Raw genomic sequence first — 4897 nt, 5'->3', positions numbered from 1 at the left:
AAAACGTTTTGGTTTAAGATTCAATTTGATAGCTGGTTTACAATCTGGATTGTGAATTTTGAAAGAGGTATAATATTTCGGAGCTTGCCATATTTTCCTCATTTTTTTGTGATTTTTAATCCATAACTGGAGTTATGAAAGTATTCTAGTAAACTCATAAATCTCTCATAAAGTAATACTTTGAGCATTTACTATTACTATATTGCCTAAGGCTGATTTTTTAGCACAAGTCTAGTGCAATAATAACCTCCTTATCAATCCTCTTTAAAATCTGAGACTTATCTATTTGTATTTGGCAATCCCAACATAATTATAACAAAAGCAATGGCATTATCTTCATTATCACTAAGTGATAAGTAAATTGCATTATTCTCAGAAATAAGACTATTTCTAGTATTAATGTAAGGTTTTCCATTTAAGTCATTTAAAATTTCTATTTCTTTCATCCTAATACCATTATTAAATCCTGTGCCTAGTGCCTTAACAAAAGCTTCTTTTGCAGCAAAGCGTTTAGCAAAATATCTTGCGCACATTTCTTGACTACTATATCTTTTGCTTATTTCTATTTCTTTTTGAGAGTATACTCTTCTTAAAAATTTTACTCCATACTTCTTCAATATACTCAATATTCTTGGTATATATACTATATCTGTGCCAATTCCATGTATCATTTACTTAAAATAATTTATTACTTCTTCAATTTTCATATTTTTTAGTTCCCCTGTTGCTCTGTTTTTTACTTCTATAAGATCTTCATTAATTGTTTTCTTACCTACAATTACTTGCCACGGAAGCCCTATTAAATCCATTCTGGCAAATTTTATTCCTACGCTTTCTTCTGAATCGTCATAAAGTATTTCACTACCACTCAAAGCTTTATATATTTTATTTGCAGTATTTACACACTTCTCTTCTTTTTTCTGCAAATTTAGCAGTCCAATTTTAAAAGGAGCAACTATTTCAGGCCAGATAATACCTTTATCATCGTGAAAGGCTTCTATAATTGCTCCAACCAGTCTTGATATACCTATTCCATATGAACCCATATGTATATCAGTATTTTTTCCATCTTTTGTGACTACAGCTGCTTTCATAGGATTTGAATATTTATTGCCAAAATAAAATATATGCCCTATTTCTATCCCTTTACTCACTTTTATCTGTTCTTCAAGTATAGGACAACTTTCTGGATCATGCATATCATCTGCAACAGCGTATATATTTTTTAGGTTTTCTATATCTTCATTTTCTAAAAATTCTGTAAACTGATTGTCATAATATAAAGTGCTTTCACCAGTATCTGCAAATATATGAAATTCATGGCTTAAATTCCCTCCAATAGGACCAGTATCTGCTCTTACTCCTATAGGAGTAAGAGCAATCCGTTTAAAAATTTTTATGTAAGTTTTATACATCAAATTATATGAATCTATTGCACTGTTTTGATCTATATCAAAGCTATACGCATCCTTCATTAGGAATTCTCTAGCTCTCATTACACCATAGCGTGGTCTTATTTCATCACGAAATTTCCATTGGCTTTGATATAAACAAAGCGGTAGACTTTTATAACTCTTTATTACATTCCTGATTAAGTCAGTTGCAACTTCTTCATGAGTTGGACCAAAAAGCATATCATATTGATGCCTATCTTTTATACGAAGCATTTCCTTGCCATAATCTTCATAACGTCCTGACTCACGCCAAAGATCTGCTGGTTGTATGCAGGGCATCAATATCTCTATTGCACCTGATTTATCCATCTCGTCTTTTATAATATTTTCGATCTTTCTAAGTACTCTGAGGCCAAGAGGCAACCAAGTATAAATACCTGATGATGTTTGTTTGATTAAACCTGCACGCAGAGAATATTGATGAGAAATAATTTTTGCATCACTTGGATTTTCTTTTAGAAGCGGTAAATAATACTGAGATAGACGCATTATAGTAACTAAGCTTATATCATAAACTTTAATATAAATTGGTCACTAGGTAAACTGCTTTACAAATAAATAAGCAATAAGATGCTATTTTCATATAATCATTGTTGCTACCATTTCTATTTGTAATACTAACAATGTAATACTTGTCGCTTCTCTGATTTATAAGCTACTCCACCAAACATATTACACACCTCAGAAACCCTTGATGCAGGCTTCTTACAAACTTTAGTATTTTGTGATCGAGGAACACTTTGATGTTCAATTGATAAATTCTTAAGACCAGTAGGCTTAGGTGGTATTTTTGGTTTGCCATTATTTTTTTTATTAAAAACTCTACTCTCTCTTTTATTGTCATCAGAACAACAACCGCTGTCAGGAGTTCTATTTTCTACTTCTCTGGAATTATTTTTTATTGTGGGTGTTTTTTGTTCTTCCCAGTCACTTTCATTTTCATGATCAGAGAGTTCATTGCCAAAGTCATCAGAACTATTACCTTGACAAGCACCTACTTGTTTGTTCAATGCTCGAACTAGATCACTTTGAGCTGAATCTATTTTTTCTATTATCATATGTTCCCAGCTCTTCTTCTTAAATTTAAAACCTATCATTTCTTTGAGCATATCTGGATTATTAGATGCATTTTTCCCTGTAGAACTAGATTGCTTACTCACCATACTCACTGTGCCAACCTTTGAAGCAGCTGGTGGCATAGGAGGAAGTGGTGGTGCCGACGTTACATTTGTTGATGCAGCATGAACATTTTGACTAGACAATTGATTTTTCTTCTCACGTGAAACATCTTTTGAATTATTTTGATCCTCTGTTTTTGGAGCATTATCATTTTTTCCAAATGCAGAGATTACTGATTTGGCAATATATACTAACGAGATTGATGAAGTAACTACAGAAGAAACAAAAGTTACCGCAAACAAAGGCATTAAAGATGCTGTTGCTATCACAGAGCCTGTAACCATAATCACTGGGTAAATATAAATGAAAGAAAAAGCTGCAACAGTAATAGAGATAGCAAGCAACACACTTGCAACTGCAATTATTTTAGTATTTGAATTTATGTTCTCAATTATAGGTAGAGATTTATTTAAATCTGTATTTTCAACTATTGGTGCAGATTGCTTGCATTGTGGAACTTGGGTACTGTCATGAGTATTTATTGTAAATTTTGCAGATTGACTTCTACCCGTTGTTGATTCCCGATGTAAAATTATGGTACTGGCACTAGTCTCTGTTTCAACATCATTACTTTCCATTTCTTCATCATCCTCAGAATCAGGCTGTCTCCTTTCTTTTAACTTTTTCATCAATTCTTCCTGAAACTTGTTATCATTAGTATTATTATTTTTACTGAATCTTTTAGTATTGGTAGGAAATGAATTATGTGTTCCAGTAAAACTATAACTAGGCTGCGGCTGTTTCTTAAATTTCTCAAACCCTTCCATAGAAGGAGGAGGTGGTGGTGAAGTTACTGATGTACTTTTATTGTTTGCTTGCTCCCCTGACATTGCCTTTACCTTCATAATTTAACCTACTATAATAGTAATACTTTAATTGATATTATTTATCAATACTAAATTAAAACTTTAGCTACTCAAATTTAAGAAAATGAATCTATTCTATTAATAGATTTTACATATTAAAACAGTCATTGTTTATTGCGATATCCTCTCTTTCTGGGCTGGTTGAAATTAAGGATACTGGTACTTCTATCAACTCTTCTATTCTTTTTATGTATCTTTTTAAATTTATAGGCAATTCTCCAGTAGATCTCTTACTCCTGGTATTTTCTTTCCAACCAGGCAATTCTTCATATATTGGTTCTAGATTATCTTGTATTTTATTTGCTGCTGGAAGGTAATCATATACGATGTTACGATATTTATACCCAGTACAAACTTTGATTGTGTCAAATGAATCAAGTACATCTAATTTAGTCAACACTATACTTGATATGCAGGAAATCTTTGCTGCTTGACGCACTAAAACTGCATCAAACCAACCACACCGTCTTTTTCTATTACTCACTGTTCCTACTTCGTTACCCATGCTAAACAAATTCTCCCCTATTTCATTTTTTTGTTCTGTTGGAAATGGTCCATTACCAACTCTTGTAGTATATGCTTTTACTACTCCAAGGATATGAAGAGAAGAGTTTATAGATAGACCAGAACCTATCATTGCTTGTACTGCTACAGTATTACTTGAAGTAACAAAAGGATATGTGCCATGATCAACATCTAAAAATACACCTTGTGCACCTTCAAATATTATCCTCTTACCTTTTTGCACTAATTCATTAAGTACCTTCCAAACAGGTTTCACATATGGTAAGATACCTTCTTTGATATCTTTTATTTCCTGTACTATATCTTCCTTTTTCACTAATGAAACACCAATTCCATTTCTTATAGAATTGTGATAGTTAAGTAGAGAGGCTATTCTATCACTTAATGTATCTTCATTCTCTAAATCACAAAGGCGTATTGCTCTTCTACCAACTTTATCTTCATAACATGGACCTATACCTCTATTCGTTGTACCAATTTTTCTATTTTCATCTATCTCTTCAAATAGCTTTTCTTTTTCTTTATGCATACTGAGTATGATAGGGCAACTTTCGGATAACATAAGATTATTAGGATTGATATCAATGCCTCTCGCCTGCATAGATTTTATTTCTGAAAGTAGCTTATAAGGATCTAAAGCTACGCCATTTCCTATTACTGAAATTTTATTTTCTCTTAAAATAGAAGAAGGCAATAAGTTTAACTTATAGACTTCATTATTGATTACTATAGTGTGACCTGCATTATTCCCACCTTGAAATCTTACAACCACATCTGCTGCGCCAGAAAGATAATCTACTATTTTGCCCTTTCCTTCATCTCCCCATTGCAGACCAATAACAACAATGTTCTTCATTAAAAAACTAAATTTTA

The 4897-nt window shown here is 32.2% G+C and carries 4 protein-coding genes; all 4 read right to left on the bottom strand.

Annotated features, from left to right (window positions below; translation table 11 throughout):
- Positions 1 to 278 precede the first annotated feature (278 nt).
- The 4 genes from V6U76_RS04475 to V6U76_RS04460 all read right to left on the bottom strand — a co-directional run bounded on the left by V6U76_RS04475 (position 279) and on the right by V6U76_RS04460 (position 4880).
- Positions 279 to 671 (bottom strand): holo-[acyl-carrier-protein] synthase, encoded by a 393-nt coding sequence (locus V6U76_RS04475; protein WP_333023885.1) that lies wholly within the window; start codon positions 669 to 671, stop codon positions 279 to 281.
- Positions 672 to 1943 (bottom strand): proline--tRNA ligase, encoded by a 1272-nt coding sequence (gene proS / locus V6U76_RS04470; RefSeq protein ID WP_333023883.1) that lies wholly within the window; start codon positions 1941 to 1943, stop codon positions 672 to 674. It abuts the gene before it with no gap.
- Between the two features lie 128 nt (positions 1944 to 2071).
- Positions 2072 to 3478 (bottom strand): hypothetical protein, encoded by a 1407-nt coding sequence (locus V6U76_RS04465; RefSeq protein ID WP_333023879.1) that lies wholly within the window; start codon positions 3476 to 3478, stop codon positions 2072 to 2074.
- A 109-nt stretch (positions 3479 to 3587) separates the two neighbouring features.
- Complete coding sequence (locus tag V6U76_RS04460) at positions 3588 to 4880, bottom strand: adenylosuccinate synthase (RefSeq protein WP_333023886.1); 1293 nt, start codon at positions 4878 to 4880, stop codon at positions 3588 to 3590.
- Positions 4881 to 4897: the final 17 nt, after the last annotated feature.

The sequence above is a fragment of the Wolbachia endosymbiont of Pentidionis agamae genome (assembly GCF_036711655.1).
GTDB lineage: Bacteria > Pseudomonadota > Alphaproteobacteria > Rickettsiales > Anaplasmataceae > JAZHPY01.
This window is presented reverse-complemented; position numbering and strand designations above follow the sequence as displayed.